This is a genomic window from Nonomuraea terrae (genome assembly GCF_004348995.1).
GTDB lineage: Bacteria > Actinomycetota > Actinomycetes > Streptosporangiales > Streptosporangiaceae > Nonomuraea > Nonomuraea terrae.
The window spans coordinates 12,032-38,344 of record NZ_SMKQ01000068.1 but is presented as its reverse complement, the minus strand read 5'-3'; the positions used below and the strand labels follow the sequence as shown (position 1 = coordinate 38,344).

Here is a 26,313-nt window from a genome sequence, read left to right as displayed (position 1 = left end):
GCCCGGGCCGGCACCCGCCCACACCCCCAGACCCGAGCTGATCGGCCGCCGGCGTGCCCGGGCGCGCCGGCTTTCTCAAGGAGCGTGGCGATGCACGCTGTCCGACTGTTCCTGGGCGCCGCCATGGCCGCGGCGCTCACCCTGACCGCCCTGCCCGCCGCCCTGCCCGCCGCGCCCGCCGCGGCGGCGACCAAGGGCACGACCTACTACGTCGACGCCGTCCACGGCGACGACTCGGCCTCCGGCCGCGACCGGGCGCACCCCTGGAAGAGCCTGGAGAAGGTGAACGCGACCACGTTCGCCCCCGGCGACCGCATCCTGCTGCGCGCGGGACAGCGCTGGCAGGGCCGGCTGTGGCCCAAGGGCTCGGGCGCGAGCGGCGCGCCCGTCACCGTCGACGCCTACGGCAAGGGCGGCAAGCCGCGCATCGACGGCGCGGGACAGGTCGGCGACGCCGTGCGGCTGTTCAACCAGGAGTACTGGACCATCCGCAACCTGGAGGTCACCAACGAGGTCCCGCCGACCGGCACCCCAGGGGAGAACCTGCGCGACCTGCGCGGCATCCACGTCTCCGGCGACAACAGCGAGACCCTCGACGGCTTCGTCATCGACGGCGTGCACGTGCACGACGTCACCGGCCAGGTGAACTGGATCGGCGGCAGCATCGCCGACAACGCGCCCGGCGTGCGTTTCCAGACCGGCTGGGACGGCTCGAAGAAGACCGGCGGCATCGTCTTCGACACCACGGTGCCCGACATCACCGCGCCCCCGGAACGGGCGACCGTGCTGAACGACGTGGTGATCCAGAACTCGGTCGTCGCCGACACGTCGTTCGCCGGCATCGTGGTCAAGCAGTACACCGGCGACGGCAGGAACGACGCGGGCGAGACCATCGCGACGGCGACCGGCTGGGGCACCCGGCAGAGCGCGGACGACCCCAGGTTCACCCCGCACACGAACATCGTCATCAGGAACAACCACATCAGCCAGGCCGGCACGGACTACGGCTGCAACGGCGTCTACCTGACGAACGTGCGCGGCGGGCGCGTCGAGCACAACGTCGTCCACCGCACCGGCACCTCCGGCATCGAGTCGTACTTCTCCGACGACGTGACGATCCAGTTCAACGAGGTGTACGAGACGCAGCAGAAGGCCGGCGGCGCCGACTCCAACGGCATCGACCCCGACAAGGGCACCACCCGGCACGTCGTGCAGTACAACTACATCCACGACAACGGCGACGGCGTGCTGCTGTGCCAGTTCGCCTTCGGTGACGCCGTCGTCAGGTACAACGTCATCGCGGGCAACAGCCGCTACCAGATCTACCTGCACTCCGACCGCGCCGCCAGCGCGAAGATCTACAACAACACGATTTACAACGACAAATCCGCGTACCTCATCTACGGGTATGGCTCGTACCTCGAAGCCCGCTACGACATCAGCGACAACGTGTTGTTCTCGACGCGGCCCGCGACGCTGACGACGAGCCCGACCATCACCTACGACCACAACCTGTACGGCGGCGCGGATCTCGCGGTGCCCGAGGGTGACGAGCACGCGGTGATCGCCGACCCGCACTTCGCCGACGCTCCCCTCGACGGCCCCTACGGCACGCCGGAGACCGGCCCGCGCCTGGAGACCGCGTACGGGCTGCGCGTCACCTCCGGCTCGTACGCCATCGACACGGGCACGCGGATCGACGGGAACGGCGGGCGCGACTACGCGGGCCGGCCGCTGTACAACGGTGCCCCCGACCTCGGCGCCTTCGAGTACGCCACGGCCAGGGGCGCGAAGGGCGAGGCGGTCATCGGCACCGTGCGCAGCCCGTCGGGCAACCCGGTCGCCGGCGCCACCGTGACCGTGGCGGGCGCGAGCGCCACCACCGGTTCCGACGGCCGGTACGCGGTCAAGGACGTGCGCTTCGGCGACGTCACCGTGACGGCCGCCAAGGACGCATACGACCAGGCGACCGCCACCGCCCGCGTCCGGTACGGCAACGTTTCCACGGCGGACCTCACCCTGACGCCGAACAGCACGGCCGGTTCGGTCACCGGCCGCGTCCTCGACCAGGCCGCCCGGCCGCTGCCCGGCGCCACCGTCACCGTCCTGGACGGCGACCGCCCGCTAGCCACCGCCACCAGCGGCGCCGACGGCGGCTTCGCCGTGGCGGACGTGCCGATGGGGGAGGGGTACACGGTCCGCGCCGAGGCCGCCGGTCACCTCGCGGCGACCCGGACGGGCGTCACCGTGGAGCCCGTCACCGAGACCGACGCCGGCTCGCTGCTCCTGCTGAGCCCGACCGCCGAGACCGTGGCCGAGCACACCTTCGACGACCTGCCGGCCGGGCCTCTGACCAGCGGCGACGGCCTCGTGGTGAGCAGCGCGGGCGGCAGCGTCGAGGTCGTCGAGACGCCGGACGGCAAGAGCGCCAGGCTCTCCCGCACCGCCGACAGCGGCAGCACCAGCCTGTCCCGGACGTTCGCTCTGAACGGCATCGTGACCGTCGAGGCGAACGTCATGAGCGAGGAGCCGTACACCTCCGGCAACCACTGGTGGGGCGTGCCGTACATCAGGGGCACGAACGGCCAGAACGCCGTCAGCGTCGCCTTCACCAAGGACACGATCGTCGCCTACGAGGGCACGGCCACCAAGACGCTCGGCGCCTACGAACCCGGCCGCCGGTATCGCGTCTCCATCGTCATCGACACCGTCAACCAGCACTTCGACCTGTACCTCGACGGCCGGCGCGTGCTGGACGACGCCGCCTTCCGAGCCCCGCTGGACGCCGTCGCGCAGGTCGACTACTACGCCAACAGCTCCAACTACGGCAGCGTCACCATCGACGACTTCCGGGTCTCGCAGGGGCTCGCCGTCGAGGGAGCCGCGGGCGCGTGACGCCGATGCCACAATGACCGGCATGCACGACGGGCCCAAGTCCCCGCCAACGCTGCACGACGTCGCCCGGGAGGCCGGCGTCTCCATCGCCACGGCGTCGCGCGCGCTCAACGGCAGCACGCGCAACGTCAGGTCGGAGAACGCCTCCCGGGTGCGGGCGGCGGCGGCCAAGCTCGGCTACCAGCCGCACCTGTCGGCGCAGGCCATCGCGAAGGGGTCGACCAGGACCGTCGCGCTGGTGGTGCGCGACGTGGCCGACCCCTACTTCTCCGCCATCGCCGCCGGGGTCAGCCGGGCGGCGGAGGCGGACCGGCTCATCGTCACCATGGCGGTGGCCGAGGGCTCGCCCGAACGCGAGCTGGAGATCGTCAGGACCCTGCGCGGCCAGCGTCCGCGCGTCATCATCGTCGCCGGCAGCCGCGTCGACGGCGCCGGCACCGGCGACGCCCTGGCCGAGGAGCTGCGCCACTACCGTACGGCCGGCGGGCGGGTGGTGCTGATCAGCCAGCAGGACCTGCCGTTCCCGACCGTCACCATCGACAACCGCGGCGGCGCGGAACGGCTCGCGCGGGCGCTGCTCGGCGCCGGCTACCGCCGCTTCGCCGTCTTCGTGGCGCCTGCGGCGATCCGCACGTCCCGCGACCGGCACGAGGGCTTCCTCGCCGGGCTGCGCGGCTGCGGCGTGCCCGAGCCGCTCGCCGTCGAGACCGGCTTCACCAGGGAGGGCGGTTACGAGGCGGCGCGGCGGCTGGTGGCGCGCGGGTTCGAGGACGTGGAGGCGGTGTTCGCGGTCAACGACGTGATGGCGATCGGCGCCATGACCGCCTTCCGCGACGCCGGCGTCGTTCCGGGCGCCGACATCGGGGTGGCGGGGTTCGACGACATCGCCTCGGCGGTCGACGTCGTCCCGGCGCTCACCTCCGTGGCCGTCCCGCTGCGGGAGGCCGGCACGCGGGCCATGCGGCTCGCGCTGGCGCAGGACGAGGCGGCGGGCGCGGAGCTGTCGGCGGAGATGCCGACCCGCGTCGTCCTGCGCGACAGCACCCCCGCCCGCTCCGCGCCGTAGCGTTCAGCGGGGCCGGATACGTCCGAACGAGGCGAACCAGTGGGCCATCGCCTCGTCCCGGCGGCCGGCCACGGCCGACTGCAGAGACTGCTTGGTCACCGTCCGCGCCATCTCGCGCAGCGGCCAGTGCTCGGGCTCCACCTGGGCCTGGACCAGGCCCGCGGCCAGCGTCGCCGCCAGCGCCATCACCGCCCGCGGCGGCACCTGCTCGTCGAGGTCGCACTCCTCCAGCATGTCGGCCAGGCTCGCCGACCAGCTCGCGCGGATGCTGCGGGCGCAGCTCTCCCGCGCGACGTCGAGGCGCACGCCGTCCCACACCGCGTCCACGAGCTTGGCCGCCTTCGCCTCCAGGTCCTCGCCGTGCAGCAGGGACGCCAGCTCGACCGCGTGGGCGAGCGCGAGCTGGGCGGCGAGCGCCACGTAGGCGACGGTCGAGACCTGCGGGCCCGGCTCGTCGAGCCGGGCGTCGAGCCGCTCCAGCAGCTCCCGGTACCGGCCGCGCGCGGCGCGGACGTCCGCCGCGAGCGCCGGTGAGTGCTCCGGGCCGAGCTCCGGTTCCTGTTCCTCCAGCGTCATAGCAGTGAGCATCCCAACGAGCGCCGGGCGGCTCGCTGGCTCATGTCTCCGTGTCGCGGAAAATCCAGGTAGGCGCTGGCATCCGGTGGCATCGCCTGCTTTGGCCGTTGACCAGGTGCTTCGCGGGCCGGGTGTGGAGCGGGGGAGCACGGGCAGCGGGCAGGCATGGCTGGCATCACACTGCGCAGCAGCGCCTTCAACGACCACACGCTCATCCCGTACGAGCACTCCCACGAGGCCGGTGACCTGTCGCCGGAGCTGGAATGGGAGGGCGTGCCCGACGGCGCGGCCGAGTTGGCGCTGCTGTGCGACGATCCGGACGCGCCGATGGGCAGCTTCACCCATTGGCTGGTCGCGGGCATCCCGCCCGACACGACGGGGCTCGACCCAGGCGCCGACCTCAAAGGGCTCGCCGTCGGCCGCAACGACTACGGCGGGCAGGGGTACGGCGGCCCGCATCCGCCCGTCGGCGACGCGCCGCACCGCTACTTCTTCCGGCTTTTCGCGCTGACCCGGCCGTCCGGGCTGTCCGACGGCTTCTCCGCCGACGAGTTCCGGCGCGCGATCGACGGCAACACGCTGGCCTCGGGAACATTCGTCGGAACCTACGGGCGCTGACCGCTACTGAGCCTCGATCTGACGGGTAGGGGAGCAGTGAACCCGGTTCGTCTACCACGGGAGGCCGATATGGGTACCTCAGGAGTCGGCAAGACCGTCCAGGACGTCATGCACAAGGGAGCCGCCTGCGTCGGCGAGAACGACTCCCTGCGCCGGGCGTCGGAAATGATGCGCGACATGTCGGTCGGCTCGCTGCCGATCTGCGGTGAGGACGACCGGCTGAAGGGCATCATCACCGACCGGGACATCGTGGTCAAATGCTGTGCCGAGGGCAAGAACCTCGACACGACCACGGCGGGCGAGCTGGCCCGCGGGCTGGTGTGGGTGGAGGCTCACACCAGCGTCGAGGAGGCGCTGCAGAAGATGGAGCAGCACCAGATCAAGCGCCTGCCGGTGATCGACAACCACCGGATCGTCGGCATGGTCAGCGAGTCCGACCTGGCCAAGGAGCTGCCCGACAGCAAGCTGGCCGAGTTCGTCCACCGGGTCTACGCCCCGGCGTGACGCGGCTCGACCGACGTCCAAGAACCGGAAGCCACGGCCGAACGGCCGTGGCTTCCTGGTGTGCGAGGGGCCCGGCGGGGCCCGCCCCGACGTCCGATGCGCGTGGCTGTCGGCGCGGGGAGGGCCCCGCCGGGCGCGGCCGCGGGGACCGCGCTCATGCGGGGGAGTGGTCAGGCGGTACGGCGGCCCAGGTCACGCAGCTGGTTCACGGTCAGCGCGGAGACGTTCTGGTCGATGGGGGAGTCGGTGTACTGGTGGATCGTCCACGACTTCCAGTCGGCGGGCGGACTCACCTGGCCCCTGGCCTTGCTGTAGTGCGCGACCCACAGCGGGTACTCCGACAGGCCCTTGCCGTAGGTGTCGGCGAAGTTCCAGCCGCTGTAGAACATCGGGGTGATCCCGGTCTTCTCCTTCACGTACCCCAGCCATGTCTTGGCCCAGGCGTTGACCTCGTCGACGGACTGGCCGTCGGCACTCTCCAGGTCGAGCACCAGCAGGTCGCCGGCCTTGGCGGGCTGCGAGTTCACCACGGACAGGAAGTGCTTGGCCTCGCTGACGGCGTCGTTGCCCGGGTGGGCGAAGTGGTAGGCCCCGCGAACGATGCCCTTCTTGCCGAGCTCGCGCCAGTGCCTGGCGAAGGAGGAGTCGACGAAGTCGGTGCCCTCGGTGGCCTTGATGATGCCGAACTGCGCGGAGCTGTCGGCCCAGTCGTAGGTGGGCTGGTAGTGCGAGACGTCGAGACCGTAGGTGAGGGGCCCGGCCTCGGCGGCGGGCGCGGGAGCGCGGTCGGCGGGCGTGACCTGCGCGGCCTGCGCGGCGCCGGGCAGGGCGGCGAAGGCGGTGGACGCGGCCAGGACGGCGCCGCCCACGGCGAGGCCGACACGCTTGACGGGCAGATCGAGGCGACTCTTCAAGGTACGGGGGATGAGCATGAGGGCATTGACTCCTAGCTTCCATGCCGCCTACCGGGTTAGCTGACGGGTTCGGGCTTGGAAGTGCCCTACGGGCGCAGCGTGCGGCTGGTGTCCGATTCACCCCAGAAAGGTGGGTCCCCGGTTCCGCGAGAGGCGGATTCGGCGGCCGCACGGCTCCCGATGTGGGAGCGGCGTACGGTCCTGTCAACGAAGCGGCGAGAGGTCATCTGACCTTTGCCGCGAATAGGTAAAAAGGTATGCACCTCTCCATAGGGAGTGCAAGTGGTATGTATCGGAATCGCGTGATTTTTCGCCTTAAAGGCGCTGAAACCCCGTGTATGCCGGGGCTCTGGGCTGGGTAAAGTTTGCGGCCTTCGGCCGACGCGGCGCTATTCGTACGGGACACAAGGGGTGCGTGTGACGGATGGGTTGACCGCCTGACCTGTCCGTGACGGCCTCCGACATTTTGCGAAATCGTGGGTCCCGTATGGCCCACTGGGCCCGGCCGGACAGGTGTGATGGTGGGATCACTATGGAACCCAGCGACGCCGTTTCCGCTCTGGAGAGATACGGGCTCAGCCAGGAACTCATGCGAGCACTCCTCCACGGGGTGCACCTGGGCCTCTACATCCTCGACGAGTGCGGCCGGATCATCATGACCAACCCGTACGCCGAGCAGGTGCTGGGGCGTTCCGCCCGCGAGCTGATCGGAGCCGACGCGCACGACCTGCTGCACCGTAACCCCGACGGCAGCAAACTGCCCCGGAGCCAGTGCCCGCAGATCCAGGCGCTGGAGATGGCCGACAGCGTGCACACCGAGGAGACGTGGTTCGTCCGGAGCGACGGGGAGCTCGTCCCCCTCGGCCTGATGGGGGCGGCGATCCAGCTGGACGGCCGCCTGGGGGCGGTCGTGCTCTTCTACGACCTGCGCCGGCACAAGGCGATCGAACAGGAGCAGGCGGCCCACCTGTCCGTGCTGGAGGAACTGACCGGGCGGCTGTCGCTGATGGCCGAGATCAGCACCGTGCTGGCCTCCACCCTGGACAAGGAGGAGGCACTGCGGCGGCTCACCCGGCTGGTGGTGCCCCGGCTGGCCGACTGGGCGGTGATCGACCTGCTCGGCCCCGGCGGCGAGCTGCGCAGGGTCTCGATCGTCTCCGGCAACAGGGAGGACAACGCCAGAGCGAGGCAGTGGGAGGGGGTGCTGCCCGCACCGGACCAGCTCTCCCACTCGCCGATGGCCCGGGTGCTGCGCGGCAGCCCCTCGGTCCTGCTCACCGGGCACGATCTGGCGAGTCGCGACGGGTCACCGTTCTGCGTCTTCCAGCGCAGGCTTTTCGACCACATCAGGCCCACTTCGGTGGTCATCGCGCCGCTGCGCACCCCGCGCCGCGTACTGGGCGCGATCTCGCTCGCCCGGTGCGCGCCCACTCCCGACTTCGACATGCCGGACCTGTCGCTGATCGACGACATCGCGGGCCGCGCCGGGCTGTCCGTGGACAACGCCGACATGTACGAGGTGCAGCGCCGCATCGCCGAGACCATGCAGCGCCACCTGATCAGCCCGCTGCCCGCGATCGAGGAGCTGGAGCTGGCCGCCCGCTACCAGCCCGCGCCGCGCGGCTCCCGGGTCGGCGGCGACTGGTACGACGCGTTCCCGCTGCCCGGCGGCCTGACCGCGCTCGTCATCGGCGACGTGACGGGCCACGACCTGCAGGCCGCGGCCGACATGTCGCAGATCCGCAACATGCTGCGCACGATGGCCTGGGCCGAGCGCACGTCACCCAGCCGGGTGGTCGCCCGGCTCGACGAGGCGCTGCCGTACATCGCCGGCGACCTGATGGCCACGCTGGTGCTGGCGCTGGCCGAGCGGCGCGAGCGGGGACGATGGCGGCTGCGCTGGACCAGCGCCGGGCATCCGCCGCCGCTGCTGGTCGGCGACGACGGCGGCACGGTCTTCCTGGAGGGGGCCGAGGGCCTGCTGCTCGGCACCGGCCTGGCCATGGAGCGGACCGACGCCGTCGTGCCCATCCCGCCGGGCGGCACCGTCCTGCTCTACACCGACGGTCTCATCGAGAACCGCGAGGAGTCTCTCGACGAGGGCATGAGCCGCCTGAGCCGGCACGCCGCCGCGCTGGCCGGCCTGCCGCTGCCGATGTTCTGCACCGAGATCCTCGGTCGCATGCGCAACGACGTGATGGACGACGTCGCGCTGCTCGCCCTGCGCCCCCGATCCTGAGGGCGTTCAGAGCGCGGCGAAGCCGCGCAGCATGGCCCCGAGCGCGAAGTCGAAGCGGTCCTCCGGCCCGGAGGCGTGGCGGGCCCTGGTGGCCGCGGCCAGGAGCGGGGTCTCGTCCGGGTCCACCTCGGGCATCGGCTGCGCGCCGGCCGCCGGGCGCCCGGCGGGGGCCAGCATGGCGACGTGGCCGACGACGAAACCGGTCACGGCGTACAACATGTCGAGAGCCCGCTCCAGGGTGAAGCCCGCCGTCCGCAGGGTTTCGAGCGCGGTCTCCATGATGCGCAGGTTCTGCCGGGTGACCGCCGGGCGGGTGACCACGAGGGGGATGACGCGCGGGTGCGCGAGCAGGGTGCGCAGCAGCGCGTACGCGTAGTCGCGCAGGCCCTCCTGCCATGACGCCGCCTTGACCAGCGGCGGCGCGGCCTGGGTGAAGAGCTGCTCGACCAGCCCGTCCAGCAGGGCCTCCTTGTCGGCGACGTGCTGGTAGAGGGACATGGCCTCGACCCCGAGCTCCCGGCCGATGCGGCGCATCGACAACGCCTTCAGCCCTTCGCGGTCGGCCAGCGCCAGGGCCGCCTGGAGGATCGCCTGCCGGGTGAGCCCGGCGTTCTGGCCGCGGGGACGGTTCGGCGTCACCCGCGCCGGGCGGCTGCGCGGTCGTGCCATCGACGGTGTCCACGTGTTCAAAGGCGTTCCGTGCGCCCTGCCGCCCACCGGCGCCCGGCGGTTTCGCCCGCCGGAGCCGGTCGCCCCCTGGGACGGCGTGCGCGACGCCGGCGCGTTCGGGCCAACCGCGACCCAGCCCCGTTTCCCGCTGCCCGCCGGGATGGAGGGCTTCTATCCGGTCGTGGCCGGGGACGACTGCCTCAACCTCAACGTCTGGACCGGTGATCCGGGCCGGGCCGGGCAACCGGTCATGGTGTGGCTGCACGGCGGGGGGTTCGACGGCGGCAGCAGCGTGCTCTACGACGGCGGCCGGTTCGCCCGCGACGGCGTCGTCCTGGTGAGCGTCAATTACCGGCTCGGCGCCGAGGGTTTCCTCGCGCCCGGCGACGGGCTCGCCAACCTCGCTCTGCTCGACCAGGTCGCCGCGTTGCGCTGGGTGCGGGAGAACGTCGCGGCCTTCGGCGGCGACCCCGGCAACGTCACCGTGTTCGGGCAGTCCTCCGGCGCGATGTGCGTGGGTGCGCTGCTCGGCATGCCCGCGGCCCGGGGGCTGTTCCGGCGCGCGATCCTGCAGAGCGGCGCCGGGAACCTCGTCCAGGATCCCGAGACGGCCCGGCACGTCGGCGACCTGCTGGCCGCCCGGCTCGGCGTCCCGTTCACGCGCGAGGCGCTCGCCGCCGTGCCCGTTGAACGGCTGCTCGACGCTCAGACCGAGATGATGGCCGACCTGGCGGCGCACCCCGACCCCCGGCGGTGGAACGGCGAGCCGGGCGCACGCGTGACCGCCTGGAAACCGGTCATCGACGCGGCCACCCTGCCCGGCAGACCGCTCGACCTCATCGGGCCGGACGTCGACATCCTGATCGGCACCAACGCGGAGGAGGGACGGCTGTCGCTGGTGCCCTTCGGAGCGCTGGAGGCCGTGACCGAAGCCGACCTGGCCACCGCCACGAGCCTGTACGGGCTGGCGCCGGAGCGCGCCAGGGCGGTGTACGGCGCGGCCGCCCCCGGCGCGGGACCGGGGGATCTGCTGGCGCTGCTGCAACGCGACTGGTGGTACCGGATCCCTGTGGGGACCCCGGCTGGCCCCGTTACGACGCGGCCCGGCGGCCGGTCATGCGCTTCGGCGACACCCTGGTTCTCCTCGAAGATCCGCAACCGGAGGAACGCACCCTCTGGGACGGCGTCTGCTGACGCCGGGCTGAAGTCGTGATCATGTCCCCTGCCGCCGTCGTCTTCGATTTCTTCGGCACCCTCACGCCCAGCACGCCGGCGCACGTCTGGGACGACCACGCCGCCCGGAGCGCCGCCCCGCTCGGCATCCCCGCGCCCGCCTGGCGCGCGATCTTGAACGACTCCTTTTCCGAGCGGGCGACCGGGGTCCTGGGCGACCTGGCGGCGACCTTCCTGGCGCTGGCCCGCCGCCACGGCGTCGATCCCGGGGAGGAGGCGCTCACGGCGGCGTGCGCGGCGCGGGCGGCGTCCCAGCGGGAGCTTTTCGTCCTGCGCGACGATGTGATCCCGACGCTGAGCGCGCTGCGGGAGCGGGGGTCGCGCGTGGGCGTGCTCAGCGACTGCACCGTCGAGCTGGTGGACGCCTGGCCAGGGCTGGCGTTGGCCGAGCTGGTCGACGCCCGCGTGTTCTCGTGCGAGGAGGGCCCTCACGCGCGCGAGGACGACTGGCCAGGGCCGTTCCTGCCCGCGCTGACCGACGTCCTCGCCCTCGTGGAGGCGTGACCCCTCAGCCCGCCGCGGCGAACGTCTTCACGTCCAGCCGCTCGCGCAGATACTTCAGGTCGAGCATGAGGTCGGCGACGCGCTGCAGCCGCCGGGTGTCCGTCCTGGCCGGATAGGCCCCCAGGGCCGCGCGGGCGGCCGCCGACGCCGGGACGCGGATGTACGTCGGCAGGATCGACGCTACCTTCTTGCGGTCGGCGGCGGCCAGACGCTGGGCCTTGGCGAGCGCCCGCTGGAAGGCGGCCAGCGTCCGCGGGTTGGCCGTGCGCCAGGTCGCCGAGGTCATCCAGCCGGCGGTCGGCAGGCCCGCTGCGGGGCCGGTCATGGGGTCGGCCAGCAGCCGCAGCGCACCGCTCTTCAGCCCCGCGGACAGGAACGGCTCCGGCAGCCAGGCGGCGTCCGCGGTGCCCTCCTTCAGCACGGCGGTCATGTCGGGGAAGGGCGTCTCGCGCAGGACGAGGGCTTCGGACGACAGGCCGTGCCCGCGCAACGTGGCGTCGATCGTGAGCTGGGCGGTGCCGACCAGGACGTTGACCGCGACCTTCTTCTCCTTGAGCTGGGCGACCTTCCTGATGGGGGAGCGGGCCGGGACGACGAGCCCGTACGCCCCCGGCGCCGCGCGGTGCATCTCCCCGGTGACGTCGATCGGAAGGTCCCTGCTGCGGGCGAGGAACGCGGCGACGTAGTCGGCCTGCGCGAGGTCCAGCCGCCCGGCCAGCATGGCGGGGATCGCCGCGCCACCGCCCACGATGGCCAGCGGCTTCACGGTGAGCCCCTCCTCCTCGAAGTAGCCCTCCGACCGGGCCAGGAACAGCGGAGCGGCCTCGGCCGACGGCACGAACCCCACGGTGATGGTGTCGCGCTCGGGCGCCTGGACCGTGACCTGCCGCGGGGCCCGCTCGGTGGCGCCGGCGCTGGAGCAGGCGGATAACAGCGCCGCCGCGGCGACGCAAGCGGTGAGAACGCGGCTGAAAGACGTCAAGACGATTCCGTTTCGTGTGTGGTGGATCTCTAGCGCATGAGGACGCCGGGCAGTGTCAGGGTCGAGAACTGCATCTCCTGCGGGTAGACGGCGACCTGGCGGGCGCGTCCGGTGCGGGCGTCGACGGCGTAGGAGTAGTAACGCTTCCCGCTGGAGACGACGATCTCCACCTCGTCCCGGCTCCGCCAGACGCCGGTGCCCAGCAGGTTCGCGTCCGGCGGCAGCCCGGCGACGGGCACCTTGCGCAGCCGCCGGCCGGTCGTGGCGTCGAGCAGGGTGAGGGTGGGCTTCGGCAGGTCCATGTGCTCGACGGCGGCCACCGTGCGGCCGTCCGGGGCGAGCTCGCTGAACCAGAGGAACGTGCCGTCGAACCGCACCTCCTTGCCGCCGCCCGCGACCGGTCGCAGCCACAGGTCGGTCTTGACGTGCCGGACCAGCTCGGCGACGCCGTCCTTGATGCCGTAGAGCACGTACCGGCCTGGCACCGACACCGTCCTGCCGGTGCGCATGTCGATGATCACGCCGGGCTCCCTGCCGCCCACGTGCGGGTCGAAGGCGAGGTAGCGGCCGTCGTCGGAGAGCACGAGCTGCGAGCCCGCGCCGATCCGCTCCTCCGCCACCGCGACCGGCGAGGTCACCTCGGCGCCGGTCACCAGGTCGCGCACGACGTGTGCCCCGGCCTTCCTGCTGTAGTAGGCCAGCGCGTGCCCGTTCCGGCTGATCGCGATGGGCACCCGCGGTTCCTCGTCGGTCGAGACGAGCGCCTCCCGGACCCGGTAGATCGCGCCGCCGCGCGTGACCACCCGCCACTCGGAGGCGTCGCAGGTCGGCGTGACCATCTGGTGGTTGAGCTCGCACGGCGACAGGTAGGCGTGGCTGATCGCGCCCACCGCACCGGCGGGCAGGTCGCGTACGGTCCCAGCTTCCTCCGCCACCACCTGTGGCGCCGCCGGCTCGGCCGCGCGGGGCCACAGCGCCACCCCGCCCGCCGTCGTGGCCACCGCCGCCACGACCGCCGCCACGACCGCCGCGACGACCGCCGCGGCGGCCACCGCGAGCCGGGCGTGCCGCCTTTGCCGGTGCCGGGCGATGGCTGTGTCGGCCAGGTCGACCGGCGGCGCCTGCTCGGCGAGCTCCTTCATGGCCTGGCGCAGACTCGTCACCGGCTCACCTCTCCGGCGGGACGGGCGGTGCGCGCCGAGGCCCGCAGGCTGGGGCCGTCGTGTCCTTCCATGCGCTCCTCCTCTCACCCCTTCCCAACGCGCCCTGGCCGCCGAAAGGTTGTGCGGGGAGCCGGTCAGGGTGCGAGCAGCCGGTCCACGAGTGCCTGGAGGGTCACGGCGCCGATCAGCCGACGGTCGTCGCCGACCACGGCGACCAGCGGGCTGCGGGTGCGGGCCATGAGCGCGGCCAGCTCCAGCACGGTGGCGTCGGGGTCGGTGAGCGGCAGCTCGCGCCGCCGCCCGGGCAGCGCCTCGCGCACGGTGCGGCCGTCCAGCCCGTTCAGGAACGCGTCGGCGTGCGCCTCGTCCACCACGCGGGCCAGCGCGGGATCGTCCTGGCAGTACGCGGGCACGGCCAGCCGCAGCACTTGGGTGCCGGGCAGGATCGTGACCGGCGTGCCGTCGTCGCCGACCACGATGAGTCCGGGCAGATCCTGGTCGGCCAGCAGCCGGGCCGCGTCGATCACGGGGGAGTCGAGGCCGACGGTGGGGAAGTCGGCGAGCAGGTCTCGGGCGCGCATGGGGCATCCTTCGCGGTCGGGAACGGGGGACCTGCCGACCAGACTTCCCGGCGCACCGCCTCCGACGCTGACAGCGATCAACGGGGTGGCGCCAGGGGCGGGCCTGACCTGCGCAGCGGGCGCCGGCTTTGCGAGGCTGTAAGGGAGCACTTCTCCTCGTGAGGGGGTGGGCGATGTCCAGACGGATCGTGGTCGGCTTCGACGGGTCCGCGCCGGCCGTGGCGGCCGTGGAGTGGGCCGCCGCCGACGCCCGGCGGCGCGAGCTCGACCTGTTGATCGTGCACGTGGGCGAGCCCGCGGAAGAGAGCGCCGGCCTGCTGGAGGACGCCGCCGCCCGGGCACACGCTCTGACCGGCGGCGTCGCCGTCACCGCGGAGTCGCGTACCGGGAACGTCGTCGGCGAGCTCATCGCCGCCTCCTCGCAGGCCGACACGCTCGTGGTGGGCAGCCGGGGGCGCGGCGGGTTCGCCGGGATGGTGGCCGGCTCGGTCAGCATGGGCGTGGCCGGGCACGCGCACGCGCCGGTCGTCGTCGTCCGCGGCCCCCGCGTCGTCGAGTACGGCCGGGTCGTCGTCGGCTACGACGGCTCCGAGCAGGCGGAGGCGGCCATGGAGTTCGCCGTCGAGCAGGCCCGGTCCCGCCTGGCGCAGCTGCACGTGGTCACGGCCTGGCCGGTGCCGGTGCCGGCCCCGTATGCGCCGGCCTACGACGACCTCATCGAGGAGGCCGTACGCGCGGAGCTGGAGACGGCGCGCGCCCGGGTCCAGCCGTGGCGGGAGCGCAACCCCGGCCTGATCATCACCGACGACCAGCCGCGCGACCACCCCGTGCCGGCCCTGACCCGGATCTCCGAGACGGCCGACCTGGTCGTGGTGGGCTCGCACGGCCGCGGCGGGCTGGCCGCGGCGGTGCTCGGCTCGGTCAGCCACGGCGTGCTGCGCCACGTCACCTGCCCGGTCGCGGTCGTGCGCGCGTGAGCGAGGTGGCCGTGCTCGTGGGGCTGCAGGCGTCGGGCAAGAGCACGTTCTACCGCCGCCGGCTGGCGGAGACGCACGTCCACGTGAGCAAGGACGCCTTCCCCAACGCCCGCCACCGTCAGCGGCGCCAGCTCAGGCTCGTCGCGGAGGCGCTGGAGCGGGGCCGCGACGTCGCCGTGGACAACACCAACCCCTCTCCCGAGGAGTGGAGCCCGCTCGTCGTGCCGGCCAAGGAGCGCGGCGCCCGCGTGGTGGCCTACTGGTTCCCGCCCGACCTGGCCGGTTCCCTGGCCCGCAACCTGCTGCGCCTCGGGCGGTCGCGGGTGCCGGAGGCCGGCGTACGGGCCACGTTCCGGCGGCTGCGCCGCCCGCGCCGGTCGGACGGGTTCGACGCCGTGCGCACCGTGACCTTCGACGGCCGCGGCGGCTTCACCGTCACGGACGAGGAGCTGGCCGATCAGGACAAGTCCGACAGGTCGAGGACGAACCGGTAGCGGACGTCGTTGCGCCGGAGGCGGTCGAACGCCTCGTTCACCTGAGCCGAGGGCAGCAGCTCGATGTCGGCGATGACGCCATGCTCGGCGCAGAAGTCCAGCAGGGCGGCGGTCGCGGGCCGGCCGCCGCTGCCCGCCGAGCTGAGCTTCTTGCGCCCGATCAGCAGGTCGGTGGTCTGCACGGTGACCGGGCCGAGGTGGCCGACCTGGCTGAGCGTCCCGTCCATGGCGACGAGCCGCAGGTACGGGCCGAGGTCGTGGTCGGCGGAGGTGGTGTCGATGACGACGTCGAACCGGTCTCGGGCGTCGGCCATCCGGGCCGCATCCGTGGACACGAGAAGGTCGTGGGCGCCGAGACGGCGGGCGTCGTCCGCCTTGTCGGGCGATCGGCTGATGACCGTGGTCTCGGCGCCGAGCGCGACGGCGAGCTTGACCGCGAGGTGCCCCAGGCCGCCGAGCCCCGCTACGGCGACGCGGGTGTCCGGCCCCACGCCGAGGGCGCGTAGCGGCTCCCAGACGGTGATCCCGGCGCAGAGCAGCGGGGCCATGCCGGCGGGGTCGAGACCGGCGGGCAGGCGGTAGGCGAACCGGTCGCGGACGACGTACTCGCGGGAGTAGCCGCCCAGGGTGGTCGATCCGTCGTGGCGGTCGGTGCCGCCGTAGGTCAGGGTCGGGAACTCGTGGCAGAAGTTCTCCTGGCCGGCCCGGCACATGGGGCACACGCCGCACGAGTCGACGATGTTGCCGACCGCGACCGGGTCGCCGGGGGCGAAGCCGGTGACGTCCGGGCCGACCTCGGTCACGACCCCGGTGAACTCGTGGCCCGGCACCAGCGCGCCGCCGGGATGGGAGGCCACGGCGTGCAGATCGCTGTGGCAGACGCCGCAGTAGTCCACCCGTACGGCGAGGTCGTCGGGACGCAGGTCGCGCCGTTCGAGGGACGCCCGCCGCAGCGGCGTCGTGGGGCCGTCCGCTCGCCAGCCCACTGTGGTCCTCATGGGGAGACTCCTATAAACAGACTGTTCGGTCTGTTTGACACTAGCCTCGCTTCGAACGGCAAGCAAACCGAATGGTCTGTTTGGTAGCCTGGCGGGCATGGTCGACCAGCAGCTGACCTCCCGTGGCGCCGCCACCCGCAAGCGCATCCTCGAGGTGGCGACCCGCGAGTTCGCCGAGCACGGCATCGCCGGGGCGCGCATCGAACGCATCGTCGCCGCCGCCCGTACGAACAAGGCGCAGCTCTACGCCTACTTCGGCAGCAAGGAAGGGCTGTTCGACGCGATCTTCCTCGGCTCGCTGGAACGGATCATGAACGTCGTGCCGATCGACGGCACCGACCTCGCCGACTGGGCCGTGCGCCTCTACGACGAATACCTGCGCCGCCCCGACCTCATCCGGCTGGCCACCTGGGCCCGCCTGGAGCGCCGCCCGGCCGGCCATCTCGTCGAGGAGGCCGATCGTCTCGACGACCCCAAGCTGCGCGCCGTCGCAGAGGCCCAGGCGGCGGGCATCGTGCGCCCCGGCGACCCGTTCGACGTGATGGCCCTGGTCATCGCGATGTCCATGGCCTGGTCGCCGGTCAGCAACGTCTATGCCGCCACCGCCGCCGAGCCCGCCGAGCTGCACGAACGCCGCCGCGCCCTGCTCCGCGAAAGCGTCCGACGCGCCGTGATGACCGGCTGAGGCCCTGGACTGGATCCATGTGACGACGGGCCGCGCCGGAGGCCGGCCAGAAGAGTCGAGCGACTCTGCGGGAACGCCGCAACCTGCGACGGCTCAAGCACCGGCCGGAAGGAGGGACCCTTCGTGCGGCTCATTCCCATCGCCGCCGTGCGTCGATGATCCCCCACCGACGCCTGGTGCCAGGAACGAACGTGGCACCACCCGAACGGAGTGGTGCCGTTCCTATGGTTCCAGCAGCTACGCGTTCGCTCGAAGTACGGCCTGGGCGACCTCGTCAGGGTGGGTGATCATCCCTTCATGGGTCAGACCAGGGATGATCTCCGGCTTGAGCCCGAGGCGTGCGGCGAACTCGGCTCCCGGTCGCGGCAGGGCCGTGTCGTTCCCGGCGAGCAGGTACCGCGCGCGGATCCCGAGATCGGTCACCAGAGGCGCACGCAGGACATCCAGCATGTAGGCGCCGGGCTGCGGGGTCAGCAATTCGAGGAGCATGCGCTGGGCCTCCTCCGGGAATCCCTGCAGGAGCAGCGGCTTGACGACATCCTCAAGGCCGGCCGTCCAGGCCCGGCCCGGAGAGGACGAGATTATCTGCTCGATGAGAGCCCGGACCTCCGGCGGGTTCTCCGCCACGGATGACGTGTTGGGCCGGGGAACGTAGGCGCTGAAGTAGATGACCTCGGTGACTTGGTTCCGCAGGCGAGCAGCGGCCCCAGTCGTCGGGTAACCGCCCCAGCTGTGGCAGACCATGATCACGTTCTTGCTGGAGAGCTTCTTGACCTGGCGGACCACATGGTCGATCGCGTCCTCAAGCCGCAACCCGGCGGGATCGTCCTCATAGCCGAGGCCGGGAAGGGTGAGGGCCACCGCGCGACGGCCGGCCGCGCGCAGACGCTTCGCCACCGGCTCCCAGGCCCAGGCGCCGTGCCAGGCGCCGGGAATCAGGACGTACGTCGGGGATGAATGCCCCGAATGCCCGCTTCCTCCGTGTGTGAGAGCAGTAGCACGCGCCGCGGTGCTGGTCAGCACCGCGGCCGCGGCCCCGGCGCCGACCCCGCCGAACAGCCCCAGCGTCCGTCGCCGAGAGAGGCCGCCATCATTCGGTGCTTTGTTCTCAGCTTCCATGTCTCTTTCCCCCTACGCCCGGCATGCCGCGCCATCAGGCCCTTCCTGATGGTCATCGAACATGCTGTCCGGACAGCGCGTACGAAAGAGTATCTTTATGGCTGTTTGTCCCATTCGCCCTTTTGGTGAATTCCGAATGAACTACTGACGGTGGACGGGTGCCACCAGCGCGGTGAGGGAGCGGCGCTGCCGATCGTGCCGTTCGTGCCAACGGTGCACCGCGGCTTCGCCGGGTGCAGCGCCGCGCGCGTTCGACTCCGTCAGCGTGCGGCCGGCCAGAGGGAGTCGCCGACTCAGGAGGGGGAGCCCGAGGTGAAGGGCCAGCGGCGGGCTATCGCGACGTGCAGGATGACGGCGAGGCCGAGGGCGTTGAGCCCGACGTGGCCGACCCAGTCGTCGGCGGTCGCTCTGTCCCACGCGAGCGTGGCCGCGTACGCCTCCAGCGCGAACGACAGGACGGCGGCGAGCACGATCACGGCGGCGAGGGAGACGACGCGCTCGGCCGCGGGCGGCAGGCGCGACTGCAGCCACCCCTCGAACAGGATCCCGACCACGAGCCCCGCGGCGATGAGCTGCCCAGCCACGGCGGTGATGACGTCCGTGCGCACCTCGCCCGCGACGTGCACGGCCGCGTACGTCAGTAAGGCCCCGCCCACGACGACGACGTTGGCCGACAGGATCCGCACCCACCGCCGGCCGAGCCCGGCGAACGGCCAGCCGCGCCAGACGACGTAGATCCCGACCTGCCAGAGCCCGGTGAGCACGAGCAGCGCCCCCAGCTCCGAGCCGCTCAACAACCCGCCGCGCTCGACCGCGAAGTGCACCACCAGGGCCGCCGCCCACGCCACCGCCAGCGCGCACGCCCCCGAGGCGATCCTGCCGAGGCGCCGCAGCGGCCAGCCCTCCCAGGCGAAGGTGATCTGCAGCATCGCGACGAAGGCGCCGCCCCCGATCGACATGGTGGCCGGGAACGTGGCCGCATGCCCCGCTCCGGGGGTGGGATCGAAGACGCCGCGCAGGTCGGGCCGGTCGACCACGGCCTGGGCGAGCATGGTCAGCAGGATCCCGGCGAACGCGATCACCAGCGTGTCGGCCGGTCCCGACCAACCGGGGCGCAGGCTGGAGCCGGGCCAGTCCTCCCACCAGAACGCGATCATCGCCACCACCGGCAGCGAGAACGTGATCAGCGGGCCGAGCACCAGCACCGACCCCTCGGGGCCGCCCACGCCGACGGAGAGCAGGACGGCCACCGGCAGCACGAGCACCAGCCCGATCAGGCCGAGACCCGGCTGGCGGGCGTGCCGCCACAGCTCCGCGTCGAGGTGGGGACGCCGGTGGGCGGTGAGGAGAGGGCGGTCGGGCAGAGGGACGTCGCTCATGAGGACGCGGGCGGGTCCATGACGAGCTCGGCGGCGAGCGGCAGCCGCCGCAGGCGGCGCCCGGTCGCGTGGAAGACCGCGTTGGCCACGGCCGCGGCGGCCCCCACCTGGCCGATCTCGCCCACACCCTTGATCCCGAGCGGCACGACGTCGTCCTCGACCTCGACGAACTCGACGGTGATCTCCGGGATGTCGGCGTTGACCGGCACGAGGTACTCTCCGAGGTTGCTCGCGCCCCAGCGGCCGTGGCGGGTGTCCATCTCGTTGCCTTCGAGCAGCGCCTGGCTCAGACCCCACACCATGCCGCCCACGAGCTGGCTGCGCGCCAGCTTGGGGTTCAGCACCCGTCCCGGCGCGAACACGCCGACCATGCGCCGGACCCGGACCAGGCCGAGGTCCGGATCCACGGCGACCTCGGCGAACTGGGCGCCGAAGGTCAGCAGGCCGTGCGGGGTGTCCAGCGGCGGCGGCGTCCAGCTGCCCACCGCCTCGGTGTCCGCCAGCCGGTGGCGGATCATCAGGTCGGCGTAGGACTCCCCGGTCCCTGGCCGGTCGCGCAGCCGCATCCGCCCGTCGGCGACGTCCACGGCCGCCGGATCCGCGCCGTGTAGCGGCGAGGCCGCGTCGGCGACCGCCATCGCGACGAGCCGGTCGCGCAGCGCCGTCGCGGCGGCGTGCACGGCGGCGCTCACCATGCCGGCGCCGGCCGAGCCCACCGCGGCCGAGGTGTTCGGCAGGTCGGTGTCGCCCGCCTCGAACCGTACGGACTCCAGGGGCAGGCCGAGCGCGTCGGCGGCGACCTGCGTGGCCACGGTCAGCACCCCCGTGCCGAACTCCTGAGTGCCGGTCTGCACGACCGCGCTGCCGTCCTCGTACACGCGGGCGCGGGCGCGCTGCTCCGGCATGAAGAACGCCACCGGGTACGCCGCCGCGGCCATCCCGGTGCCGATCAGCCAGTCGCCGTCCCGGCGGGCGCGCGGCCTCGGGTCGCGCCCGTGCCAGCCGAACCGCTCCGCGCCGAGGCGCAGGCATTCGGCCAGTCCGTCGCTCGACCAGGGATTGCCGCGCGGGTCGGCGCCGGCGTGGTTGCGCAGCCGCAGCTCCACCGGGTCGACGCCGAGCTCGTACGCGAGCTCGTCCATCGCGGTCTCCAGCGTGAAGACGCCCAGTGTCTCACCGGGCCCGCGGGTGAACGTCGGCGTCATCGTGTTGCCCTGGATCAGGCTGTGCACGCCCTCGTAGTGCTCGACGTCGTACAGCTGGGAGGACACCCCGGTCGCCGGCTCGGCCCAGTCGTCGAAGCGGGAGGTGATCGAGAGCTTGTGGTGGCGGATCGCGGTCAGCCGCCCGTCCCGGGTCGCGCCGAGCGAGATCGACTGCTCCTGCTCCTCGCGGTGCCCGTTGGAGGTGTACGTCTGCGCCCGGGTGAGCGCCAGCCGTACGGGCCTGCCGACGTGCCGTGCGGCCATCGCGGCGAGCGTCACGTGCGGCCAGGTCATCGCCTTCGAGCCGAAGCCGCCGCCGACGAAGTGCGTGATGACCCGGACGTGCGACAACGGCAGCCCGAGCAGGTGCGCCACGGTCAGCTGGGTGGCGCGGATGCCCATCGTCGAGTCGTAGAGGGTCAGCCGGCCGTCCTGCCACACCGCCGTGGTGGCCGGCGGCTCGAGCGCGTTGTGGTGGTTGGCGGCGAACCGGTAGCCGGCCTCGATGCGCACCGGCGCCTCGGCCAGCGCCGTCTCGACGTCGCCGCGCTCGTCGCGGCCGGGCATGAGCCCGCCGAACAGCCGCTGCGCCTCGTACACCCGGTCGCGGCCCTCGTCGATGGAGGTGATCGACGGCTCGCGCCGGTAGGTCACGTCCACCAGCGAGGCGGCGTACTGGGCCTGCTCGTGGCTCTCGGCGACGACCAGTGCGACCGGTTGGCCGGCGTAGTGCACGGCCGCGTCCTGCATCGGGAAGAAGCTCTGGCCGGGCGCGGCGGCGCCGAGCAGCGACGGCAGCAGGTGTGGCTGCCCCGCGATCTCCGGAAGGTTCTCGTGGGTGAGGACGGCCAGCACGCCTCCCGCGGCGAGCGCGCGGGAGGCGTCCACGGCCTCCACCCGGCCGCTCGGGATCCGCGCTCCCACGACGGCCGCGTACGTCAGGCCGGGCAGGGAGATCTCCGCCGTGTAGCGGGCGCCGCCGGTGACCTTGGCCTGGCTGTCGACCCGGTCGACGGGCCGGCCGATCGCGGTGTTCATCGCATACCTCCCCGCGCGGCCTGGGTCAGGCCGCGGACGATCGCCCGCTGAGCGAGCTCCACCTTGAACGCGTTGTGCCGCCGCGGGACCGCCGCGCTCAGCTCGTACGCGGCCGCGGCGGCGTACGACTCGGCGGTGGCGGGCACCCCGAGCAGGTGCTGCTCGGCGAGGCGGGCGCGCCAGGGCTTGGTGCCGACGCCGCCGAGCGCCACGCGTGCCTCGGTGACGATGCCGTCCTCCACGCGCACCGCCGCGCAGACCGAGACGAGCGCGAACTCGTACGACTGACGGTCGCGGAACTTCAGGTAGACCGACCGCTCCGCGATGCCGGCCGGCGGCAGGTCGATCGCGGTGATCAGCTCGCCGTGCCGCAGCGGGTTCTCCCGGTCCGGCGTGTCGCCGGGCATCAGGTAGAAGTCGTCGATCGGGATGCGGCGGACGCCGCCCGGCCCGGCCGTGTGCACGACCGCGTCGAAGGCGACGAGCGCGACGGCCACGTCGGACGGGTGGGTGGCGACGCAGTGCTCGCTCGTGCCGAGGATGGCGTGGCCGCGGTTGAGCCCGTCCAGGGCCGAGCAGCCGGTGCCCGGCTCCCGCTTGTTGCACGGCGAGACGCCGTCCCTGAAGTACGCGCAGCGCGTGCGCTGGCACAGGTTGCCGCCCATCGAGGCCATGTTGCGCAGCTGCTGGGAGGCGCCGAGCAGGAGAGCCTGCGCGACGCCCGGGTAGCGGCCGGCGATCGCCGGCGTGCGGGCGACCTCGCTCATGCGGGCCAGCGCGCCGATCCGCACGCCGCCGCCGGGCAGGTCGTCGATGTCGTGCAGAGGCAGGTCGTTGATGTCGACCAGCAGGTCGGGCCGGGCGACCCCGAGGCGGACCAGGTCGATCTCGGTGGTGCCGCCGGCCAGGAAGGCGCCGGCCGGGTCTGTGGCGACGATCTCCACGGCCTCGGCGACCGTGCTGACGCGGGCGTAGCCGAGTGGTCTCACGGGCGCTCCCGCGCGTCGCGTACGTCCTTGATCGCCTGGCGGATGCCCGGGTAGGCGGCGCAGCGGCAGATGTTGCCGCTCATGAACTCGGCGATGTCCTCGTCGGTCTCGGCGTTGCCCTCCTCGATCAGGGCGATGGCCGACATGATCTGACCCGGGGTGCAGTAGCCGCACTGGAAGGCGTCGTGCTCGACGAACGCGCGCTGCATCGGGTGCGGCTCCCCGTCGGCGGCCAGGCCCTCGATCGTGGTGACCTGCCGGCCCTCGCACGCGATCGCCAGGGTCAGGCAGGCGAGCACCCGCCGGCCGTCCACCCAGACCGTGCAGGCGCCGCAGGTGCCCTGGTCGCAGCCCTTCTTGGAGCCGGTGAGGCCCAGCCGGTCGCGCAGCGCGTCGAGCAGGCTCACGCGGGGTTCGAGGCCGACCGTGTGGTGCGTACCGTTGATCGTCAGGACGACGGGCTCCTCGGACGGACCGCGCACGGTCGGCGCTTGGTGGCGGGAAGCCGCTTCGGCGGTGAGGTCGATACCCATGGGTCGAAGTCTGTGTGCGATGGTTTCGTGGGGACTTAAGTCAAATGACCACATTTGATTACTGCATTGGGGATGAGCCGCCGTAACCTGTTCACGTTGCGATCGCGCGGGGGGCGACCGGAATGAACGATGTCGGGGAATATGTTGATCAACGCCTGTCCGGCGAGCTCAAGGGGCCGGTCGGACGGGACACGGAGCTCACGCTCATCCGGGACTTCCTGGAACGCGCCGCGGAGGACGGCGCCGCCCTGGTGTTGTCGGGTGAGCCGGGCGTGGGCAAGACCGTGCTGCTGGAGGCCGCGGCACGCGCCGCGGCGGGGTGCGGCACCCGGGTGCTGCGCGTGGCCGGCGTGGAGTTCGAGGCCGACATCGCGTTCTCGGGGCTGAACCAGCTGCTCTTCCCGGTCTACCAGGACCACGTCGACCGGCTCAGCCTGGCGCAGCGCTCCGCGCTGTCGTTAGCGCTGGGCTTCGGCGAGGGCACCATGGCCGACCGCCTCACCGTGTCCACCGCCGCGCTGACGCTGCTGCGGCAGGTGGCCGAGGACTGTCCGCTGCTGATCGTCGTCGACGACCTGCACTGGCTCGACCGCTCCAGCGCGGGGGTGCTGGGGTTCATGGCGCGCCGGCTGGCCGGCAGCCGGGTCGGCCTGATCGCCGCCTCCCGGCTGGGGCCGGACACCTTCTTCGACCGCGGCGGGCTGCCCGAGCACGAGGTGCGCCCGCTCGACGGCGCCGCCGCCGACGGCCTGCTCGGCGTCCGATTCCCCGGCCTGGCCGAGCCCGTGCGGCGGCGGGTGATCGCCGAGGCGCAGGGCAACCCGCTCGTGCTCGTGGAGCTGCCGCAGGTGCTGAGCGACCTGCAGCGCGCCGGCGACGAGGCGCTGCCCGAGGTGCTGCCGCTCAGCCAGCGGCTCCAGACGCTGTTCACCTCCCGCATCGCCGACCTGCCGGCCAGGACCTGCCGGCTGCTGCTGCTCGCGGCCCTCGACAGCACGGGCGACCTGGGCGTGCTGGAGGCGGCGACCGGCGGCTGCCTGGAGGAGCTTGGCCCCGCCGAGCGGGCCGGGCTGGCCGGGGTCGACCTGGCCACCAGGCGGCTGATCTTCCGGCATCCCGTCGTCCGCTCCACGGTGGTGAACTTCTTCACCGAGGCCGAGCGCCGCCGCGCCCGCCGGGCGCTCGCCGACGCCCTGGCCGACCAGCCGGAACGCCAGGCCTGGCAGCTGGCCGACGCCACGATCGGCGCCGACGAGCGGGTGGCCGCGCTGCTGGAACAGGTCTCCCGCCGGGCGCTGCGCTGCGGCGACGCGGCCGGCGCCGTGGCCGCGCTGCTGCGCGCCGCCGACCTCAGCCCGCGCAGCGCCGACCGCAGCCGGCGGCTGGCCGAGGCCGCGTACGTCGGGGCGAACGTGACCGGCGGGCTGCGGGACGTGCCGCGCCTGCTCGTCGACGCGCGCCGGGCCGACCCGGGGCTGGACAGGTCGCTGGAGGCGGCGGTCGCGACCGCGTACCTGCTGATCAACGGAGAGGGCGACGCCGACACGGCGTACCGGCTGCTGATGGGGGCGATCGAGGCGCGCGGCGGCGAGCTCCGCGCCGACGACCACGCGCTGGTCGAGGCGCTGTTCACCATGCTGCTCGTGTGCTTCTCCGCCGGCCCGCGCCCCGAGCTGTGGGAGCCGTTCCAGGCCATCGTCGCCCGGCTGACGCCGCGGCCGCCCGAGGTGCTCGCGGTGTGCACGGCGATCTTCGCCGACCCCGCGCACGCCACGCCCGCCACGCTGGCGGAGCTGGACGACCTCATCAGCCGATTCCCGGAGGAGGCCGACCAGGACCGGATCGTGTGGATCGGCCGTTCCGGCTTCTTCTACGACCGGATGCAGTGCTGCCGGGAGGCGCTGTGGCGGGTCGTCCGCGACGGGCGCGACGGCGGTGCGGTCACCTCGGCCATCGGCGCGCTCATCAGCCTCAGCCTCGACGACCTGCTCATCGGCCAGTGGGACGAGTCCGCCCAGCTGGCCGAGGAGGGGCTGCGGCTGTGCCGCCGGCACGGCTACCTGCTGCTGGAGTGGCCGCTCTGGTTCGTCCAGGCGATCCTGGCCGCGCAGCGGGGCGACGAGGAGACCGCGCTGGCGCTGGCCGACAAGATGGTCCGCTGGGGGACGCCCCGCCGTGCGGGCAAGGTCCTGTTCTACGCCCGGTACGTGCGCGCCCTGGCGGCGCTCGGCAGGGGAGACGCCGAGGCGGCCTACCAGGACCTGGCCTCCATCAGCCCGCCCGGTGTGCTCGCCCGTTACGTCCCGCTCGTCATGTGGGCCGCGCCGGTGCTCGTCGAGGCGGCGGTCGGCAGCGGCCGGCCCGCCGAGGCCCGCCGGCACGTCGCCGCGATGCGGGAGGCCGGGTTCACCGACATGTCGGCGCGGCTCGCCCTGGCCGTCGAGGGGGCGGCGGCCGTCTCCGCGCCCGCCGCCGAGGCCGACGCCCGCTTCGAGCGCGCGCTCGCCGTGCCCGGCGCGGAACGCTGGCCGTTCGACCTGGCCAGGATCCGCCTGGCCTACGGGGAGCACTGCCGCCGCACCCGCGCCATCCACCGGGCGCGGACCCAGCTGGCGCAGGCGCTGGAGACGTTCGAACGCCTCGGCGCGCGGCCGTGGGCCGAGCGCGCCCGCAACGAGCTGCGCGCCACGGGCCAGTCGCCGCCGCATGAGGGCCTCACCCCGCAGGAACGGCAGATCGCCCACCTCGCCGCCACCGGCCTGACCAACAAGCAGATCGCGCAGCGCCTGCACCTGTCGCCGCGCACCATCAGCGCCCACCTCTACCGTGTCTTCCCGAAGCTCGGCATCACCTCGCGTGCCGCGCTGCGCGACGCGCTGGGCGATAAGCTGAACAGGGACGACGTCGCGTTCTGAGCGGTGTGGTCGTGGATACAGTCATTTGACCGATGGG

23 protein-coding genes and 1 riboswitch are annotated in these 26,313 nt (G+C 72.9%); of the genes, 11 read left to right on the top strand and 12 right to left on the bottom strand.

Annotated elements, in window-relative coordinates:
- The first annotated feature begins 90 nt into the window (after window positions 1–90).
- A complete protein-coding gene (locus tag E1286_RS22220) occupies window positions 91–2,895 on the top strand; it encodes a carboxypeptidase regulatory-like domain-containing protein (RefSeq protein WP_132615366.1) in 2,805 nt (934 codons plus the stop codon).
- A 22-nt stretch (window positions 2,896–2,917) separates the two neighbouring features.
- Entirely contained in the window at window positions 2,918–3,961 is a 1,044-nt protein-coding gene (locus E1286_RS22215) for a LacI family DNA-binding transcriptional regulator (protein ID WP_223190246.1), read from the top strand.
- 3 nt (window positions 3,962–3,964) lie between these two features.
- On the opposite strand, the gene E1286_RS22210 is transcribed toward E1286_RS22215, so the two are convergent.
- Window positions 3,965–4,537, bottom strand: a complete 573-nt coding sequence (locus E1286_RS22210) for a hypothetical protein (protein ID WP_132615364.1) — start codon at window positions 4,535–4,537, stop codon at window positions 3,965–3,967.
- A gap of 165 nt (window positions 4,538–4,702) precedes the next feature.
- Between E1286_RS22210 and E1286_RS22205 the strand changes: the two genes are divergently transcribed.
- Together E1286_RS22205 and E1286_RS22200 are read left to right on the top strand one after the other, a co-directional pair.
- Entirely contained in the window at window positions 4,703–5,155 is a 453-nt protein-coding gene (locus E1286_RS22205; protein ID WP_132615363.1) for a YbhB/YbcL family Raf kinase inhibitor-like protein, read from the top strand.
- 69 nt (window positions 5,156–5,224) lie between these two features.
- The gene (locus E1286_RS22200) at window positions 5,225–5,659 is read left to right on the top strand and encodes a CBS domain-containing protein (protein ID WP_132615362.1); all 435 of its coding nucleotides are present in this window, start codon (window positions 5,225–5,227) and stop codon (window positions 5,657–5,659) included.
- A 170-nt stretch (window positions 5,660–5,829) separates the two neighbouring features.
- Here the strand turns inward: E1286_RS22200 and E1286_RS22195 are convergent, their stop codons facing one another.
- Entirely contained in the window at window positions 5,830–6,591 is a 762-nt protein-coding gene (locus tag E1286_RS22195) for a glycoside hydrolase family 25 protein (protein ID WP_132615361.1), read from the bottom strand.
- 12 nt (window positions 6,592–6,603) lie between these two features.
- Window positions 6,604–6,748: riboswitch (cyclic di-AMP (ydaO/yuaA leader) on the bottom strand.
- Window positions 6,749–7,162: 414 nt separating this feature from the next.
- Between E1286_RS22195 and E1286_RS22190 the strand changes: the two genes are divergently transcribed.
- A complete protein-coding gene (locus E1286_RS22190) occupies window positions 7,163–8,812 on the top strand; it encodes a SpoIIE family protein phosphatase (protein WP_165969850.1) in 1,650 nt (549 codons plus the stop codon).
- A 6-nt stretch (window positions 8,813–8,818) separates the two neighbouring features.
- Here E1286_RS22190 and E1286_RS22185 read toward each other — a convergent pair whose 3' ends face one another.
- Entirely contained in the window at window positions 8,819–9,481 is a 663-nt protein-coding gene (locus tag E1286_RS22185) for a TetR/AcrR family transcriptional regulator C-terminal domain-containing protein (protein WP_132615359.1), read from the bottom strand.
- A gap of 13 nt (window positions 9,482–9,494) precedes the next feature.
- Between E1286_RS22185 and E1286_RS22180 the strand changes: the two genes are divergently transcribed.
- On the top strand, window positions 9,495–10,694 hold the full coding sequence (locus E1286_RS22180; protein ID WP_165969845.1) for a carboxylesterase/lipase family protein: 1,200 nt from the start codon (window positions 9,495–9,497) through the stop codon (window positions 10,692–10,694).
- A gap of 2 nt (window positions 10,695–10,696) precedes the next feature.
- Window positions 10,697–11,218, top strand: coding sequence for an HAD family hydrolase (locus E1286_RS22175; protein ID WP_132615358.1), 522 nt, complete (start codon window positions 10,697–10,699; stop codon window positions 11,216–11,218).
- A 4-nt stretch (window positions 11,219–11,222) separates the two neighbouring features.
- Here the strand turns inward: E1286_RS22175 and E1286_RS22170 are convergent, their stop codons facing one another.
- The 3 genes from E1286_RS22170 to E1286_RS22165 form a co-directional block, all read right to left on the bottom strand.
- Window positions 11,223–12,200 carry an ABC transporter substrate-binding protein gene (locus tag E1286_RS22170; protein ID WP_165969849.1) on the bottom strand — a complete coding sequence of 326 codons (978 nt, stop codon included), beginning with the start codon at window positions 12,198–12,200 and terminating at the stop codon, window positions 11,223–11,225.
- Window positions 12,201–12,229: 29 nt separating this feature from the next.
- Window positions 12,230–13,363 (bottom strand): hypothetical protein, encoded by a 1,134-nt coding sequence (locus E1286_RS48000; protein WP_165969848.1) that lies wholly within the window; start codon window positions 13,361–13,363, stop codon window positions 12,230–12,232.
- A gap of 134 nt (window positions 13,364–13,497) precedes the next feature.
- Complete coding sequence (locus tag E1286_RS22165; protein WP_132615356.1) at window positions 13,498–13,944, bottom strand: CBS domain-containing protein; 447 nt, start codon at window positions 13,942–13,944, stop codon at window positions 13,498–13,500.
- A gap of 173 nt (window positions 13,945–14,117) precedes the next feature.
- Here E1286_RS22165 and E1286_RS22160 point away from each other — a divergent pair, with 173 nt between their 5' ends.
- The gene (locus E1286_RS22160; RefSeq protein ID WP_132615355.1) at window positions 14,118–14,921 is read left to right on the top strand and encodes a universal stress protein; all 804 of its coding nucleotides are present in this window, start codon (window positions 14,118–14,120) and stop codon (window positions 14,919–14,921) included.
- Window positions 14,918–15,415, top strand: a complete 498-nt coding sequence (locus E1286_RS22155; RefSeq protein WP_223190242.1) for an ATP-binding protein — start codon at window positions 14,918–14,920, stop codon at window positions 15,413–15,415. The genes E1286_RS22160 and E1286_RS22155 overlap by 4 nt, the downstream gene beginning before the upstream one ends.
- Here E1286_RS22155 and E1286_RS22150 read toward each other — a convergent pair.
- The gene (locus tag E1286_RS22150; RefSeq protein ID WP_132615354.1) at window positions 15,379–16,413 is read right to left on the bottom strand and encodes an NAD(P)-dependent alcohol dehydrogenase; all 1,035 of its coding nucleotides are present in this window, start codon (window positions 16,411–16,413) and stop codon (window positions 15,379–15,381) included. The genes E1286_RS22155 and E1286_RS22150 overlap by 37 nt on opposite strands.
- Before the next feature lie 97 nt (window positions 16,414–16,510).
- On the opposite strand from E1286_RS22150, the gene E1286_RS22145 reads away from it, so the two are divergent.
- Window positions 16,511–17,098, top strand: coding sequence for a TetR/AcrR family transcriptional regulator (locus tag E1286_RS22145; RefSeq protein WP_132615353.1), 588 nt, complete (start codon window positions 16,511–16,513; stop codon window positions 17,096–17,098).
- A 237-nt stretch (window positions 17,099–17,335) separates the two neighbouring features.
- Here the strand turns inward: E1286_RS22145 and E1286_RS22140 are convergent, their stop codons facing one another.
- The 5 genes from E1286_RS22140 to E1286_RS22120 form a co-directional block, all read right to left on the bottom strand.
- On the bottom strand, window positions 17,336–18,217 hold the full coding sequence (locus E1286_RS22140) for an alpha/beta fold hydrolase (protein ID WP_132615352.1): 882 nt from the start codon (window positions 18,215–18,217) through the stop codon (window positions 17,336–17,338).
- 293 nt (window positions 18,218–18,510) lie between these two features.
- Window positions 18,511–19,596 carry a hypothetical protein gene (locus E1286_RS22135; protein ID WP_132615351.1) on the bottom strand — a complete coding sequence of 362 codons (1,086 nt, stop codon included), beginning with the start codon at window positions 19,594–19,596 and terminating at the stop codon, window positions 18,511–18,513.
- Window positions 19,593–21,839 carry a xanthine dehydrogenase family protein molybdopterin-binding subunit gene (locus E1286_RS22130; protein ID WP_132615350.1) on the bottom strand — a complete coding sequence of 749 codons (2,247 nt, stop codon included), beginning with the start codon at window positions 21,837–21,839 and terminating at the stop codon, window positions 19,593–19,595. Before E1286_RS22130 ends, E1286_RS22135 begins: the two co-directional genes overlap by 4 nt.
- A complete protein-coding gene (locus E1286_RS22125) occupies window positions 21,836–22,828 on the bottom strand; it encodes an FAD binding domain-containing protein (protein WP_132615349.1) in 993 nt (330 codons plus the stop codon). Before E1286_RS22125 ends, E1286_RS22130 begins: the two co-directional genes overlap by 4 nt.
- A complete protein-coding gene (locus E1286_RS22120) occupies window positions 22,825–23,361 on the bottom strand; it encodes a (2Fe-2S)-binding protein (RefSeq protein WP_132615348.1) in 537 nt (178 codons plus the stop codon). Before E1286_RS22120 ends, E1286_RS22125 begins: the two co-directional genes overlap by 4 nt.
- 122 nt (window positions 23,362–23,483) lie before the next feature.
- Between E1286_RS22120 and E1286_RS22115 the strand changes: the two genes are divergently transcribed.
- Entirely contained in the window at window positions 23,484–26,276 is a 2,793-nt protein-coding gene (locus E1286_RS22115) for a helix-turn-helix transcriptional regulator (protein ID WP_132615347.1), read from the top strand.
- The last annotated feature ends 37 nt before the right edge of the window (window positions 26,277–26,313 follow it).

What these genes read in the sequence shown, in the direction of transcription:
- E1286_RS22220 (WP_132615366.1), top strand. Translation starts at nt 91, where the DNA reads ATGCACGCTGTCCGACTGTTCCTGGGCGCCGCCATGGCCGCGGCGCTC.
- E1286_RS22215 (WP_223190246.1), top strand. Translation starts at nt 2,918, where the DNA reads ATGCACGACGGGCCCAAGTCCCCGCCAACGCTGCACGACGTCGCCCGG.
- E1286_RS22210 (WP_132615364.1), bottom strand. Translation starts at nt 4,537, where the DNA reads ATGACGCTGGAGGAACAGGAACCGGAGCTCGGCCCGGAGCACTCACCG.
- E1286_RS22205 (WP_132615363.1), top strand. Translation starts at nt 4,703, where the DNA reads ATGGCTGGCATCACACTGCGCAGCAGCGCCTTCAACGACCACACGCTC.
- E1286_RS22200 (WP_132615362.1), top strand. Translation starts at nt 5,225, where the DNA reads ATGGGTACCTCAGGAGTCGGCAAGACCGTCCAGGACGTCATGCACAAG.
- E1286_RS22195 (WP_132615361.1), bottom strand. Translation starts at nt 6,591, where the DNA reads ATGCTCATCCCCCGTACCTTGAAGAGTCGCCTCGATCTGCCCGTCAAG.
- E1286_RS22190 (WP_165969850.1), top strand. Translation starts at nt 7,163, where the DNA reads ATGCGAGCACTCCTCCACGGGGTGCACCTGGGCCTCTACATCCTCGAC.
- E1286_RS22185 (WP_132615359.1), bottom strand. Translation starts at nt 9,481, where the DNA reads ATGGCACGACCGCGCAGCCGCCCGGCGCGGGTGACGCCGAACCGTCCC.
- E1286_RS22175 (WP_132615358.1), top strand. Translation starts at nt 10,697, where the DNA reads ATGTCCCCTGCCGCCGTCGTCTTCGATTTCTTCGGCACCCTCACGCCC.
- E1286_RS22165 (WP_132615356.1), bottom strand. Translation starts at nt 13,944, where the DNA reads ATGCGCGCCCGAGACCTGCTCGCCGACTTCCCCACCGTCGGCCTCGAC.
- E1286_RS22160 (WP_132615355.1), top strand. Translation starts at nt 14,118, where the DNA reads ATGTCCAGACGGATCGTGGTCGGCTTCGACGGGTCCGCGCCGGCCGTG.
- E1286_RS22150 (WP_132615354.1), bottom strand. Translation starts at nt 16,413, where the DNA reads ATGAGGACCACAGTGGGCTGGCGAGCGGACGGCCCCACGACGCCGCTG.
- E1286_RS22145 (WP_132615353.1), top strand. Translation starts at nt 16,511, where the DNA reads ATGGTCGACCAGCAGCTGACCTCCCGTGGCGCCGCCACCCGCAAGCGC.
- E1286_RS22140 (WP_132615352.1), bottom strand. Translation starts at nt 18,217, where the DNA reads ATGGAAGCTGAGAACAAAGCACCGAATGATGGCGGCCTCTCTCGGCGA.
- E1286_RS22135 (WP_132615351.1), bottom strand. Translation starts at nt 19,596, where the DNA reads ATGAGCGACGTCCCTCTGCCCGACCGCCCTCTCCTCACCGCCCACCGG.
- E1286_RS22130 (WP_132615350.1), bottom strand. Translation starts at nt 21,839, where the DNA reads ATGAACACCGCGATCGGCCGGCCCGTCGACCGGGTCGACAGCCAGGCC.
- E1286_RS22120 (WP_132615348.1), bottom strand. Translation starts at nt 23,361, where the DNA reads ATGGGTATCGACCTCACCGCCGAAGCGGCTTCCCGCCACCAAGCGCCG.
- E1286_RS22115 (WP_132615347.1), top strand. Translation starts at nt 23,484, where the DNA reads ATGAACGATGTCGGGGAATATGTTGATCAACGCCTGTCCGGCGAGCTC.